Source organism: Aquiflexum sp., assembly GCF_041749095.1.
Taxonomy (GTDB): domain Bacteria; phylum Bacteroidota; class Bacteroidia; order Cytophagales; family Cyclobacteriaceae; genus Aquiflexum.
The window spans coordinates 1-1602 of record NZ_JBGTCA010000292.1; the positions used below are offsets into that span (position 1 = coordinate 1).

Below are 1602 nucleotides of genomic sequence, written 5' to 3' on the forward strand. Positions count from 1 at the left end.
GTAATTCGTGTATATGTTCCAGGACATGAAAGAGGGTGATTACATCAAATTTTTTATCCTTTCTAATTTGATCTACTGTTTCGAAAACCTTGATTTTTTTATTAATACTAATTTCCCGTGCAATGGGATTTGGTTCTATTCCTGTGACTTTCCATTTTTGGTTTGAGGCAGCTTTTATGAAGTAACCGGTTCCACAACCTATATCCAACAGTTTTCCTTTTGCAGGGTTTAGCTGGTTAATCAATGATACTTTCTTTCTTATTGTAATTTTTCTTACGATTTTATAAAGGAAATTTGTAAGATTATTGGATTTGTTTTGATGGGATATATAGTCCTCAGATTCGTAATAATTGCTTATGGTTTCTAAACTGGGTCTAGGGTTGGTGAAAATCAGTTTGCAGGTTGTGCATTGGCAAAGTAAAAATACCTCATTGCTGATGGCATGGTCTTTTACTTCTGTGTGATTAAGAAAAAGCCCGCTTTTGCAGAGCGGGCATTTGGTTAACCTTTCTTTAGACATTATCTTCCCAAATAAACTGTTAAAATGGATAAATCGGCCGGAGTGACACCACTTATTCTTGATGCCTGACCCAAGGTTTCGGGTTTTACTTTATGAAGTTTTTGTTTTCCTTCTGCGGAAAGTGCCGGAATAGAGAGGTAGTCAAAACTTAAAGGAATTTTGTAATTTTCCATATTGTTGAGTTTTTCTACCATTTGTTGTTCCTTTTCAATATAGCTTTCGTACTTGATCTGAATTTCAGCCTGCTCCAATACTTCCTTTTTATATTTGGAAAGGTAGAACTTCAAATCTTGATCCAACTCCATGATTTCATTAAGGCCTAATTGAGGTCTTTTTAGAAGTTTTTCAATGGATACCTTTTCTTTGATGATGGCTGTGTCGAAACCTTCCAATCCATCATTGATGATATCGGGGGATAGTTTTTTCTGTTTGAGGTCATTGATCAGTTTTGCTGTATCTGATTTTTTATCAAGCATCTTATCAAGTCTATTATCATCGGCCAAACCAATTTGATGACCCATTTGTGTCAGCCTTAAATCAGCATTGTCCTGTCTGAGCAAGAGTCTAAACTCAGCTCTGGAAGTAAACATCCGATATGGTTCTTCTGTACCTTTGTTGATCAAGTCATCAATTAGCACACCTATATATGCGTCTGATCTTTTTAGCAAAAACGGCTCTTTTTCTGCCACTTTTCTTGAGGCATTGATGCCTGCTATCAGTCCTTGGGATGCTGCCTCCTCATAACCTGTTGTTCCATTGATCTGTCCTGCGAAGAAAAGATTTTCTATCAATTGTGTTTCCAAGGTTAATTTTAATTGAGTTGGTGGGAAAAAATCGTATTCTATAGCATACCCAGGCCTGAACATTTTAGCATTTTCAAAACCCGTAATTTTTCTTAGCGCAGCATATTGTACATCTTCAGGAAGGGAAGTAGAAAAGCCATTAACGTAGATTTCCACAGTATCCCATCCTTCAGGCTCCACAAATATCTGATGTCTTTCTCTCTCTGCAAACCTGTTTATTTTATCTTCTATTGATGGACAATACCTAGGCCCTAACCCTTGAATTCTCCCATTGAACAT

At 36.7% G+C, this 1602-nt stretch carries 2 protein-coding genes; both read right to left on the bottom strand.

Annotated features, from left to right (window positions below; genetic code table 11):
• A partial coding sequence (locus ACEW8O_RS13670; RefSeq protein ID WP_373495185.1) for a class I SAM-dependent methyltransferase occupies positions 1-520 on the bottom strand: 520 nt, incomplete at its 3' end.
• A partial coding sequence (locus ACEW8O_RS13675) for an FAD-dependent oxidoreductase (protein ID WP_373495186.1) occupies positions 520-1602 on the bottom strand: 1083 nt, incomplete at its 5' end. The genes ACEW8O_RS13670 and ACEW8O_RS13675, both read right to left, overlap by 1 nt.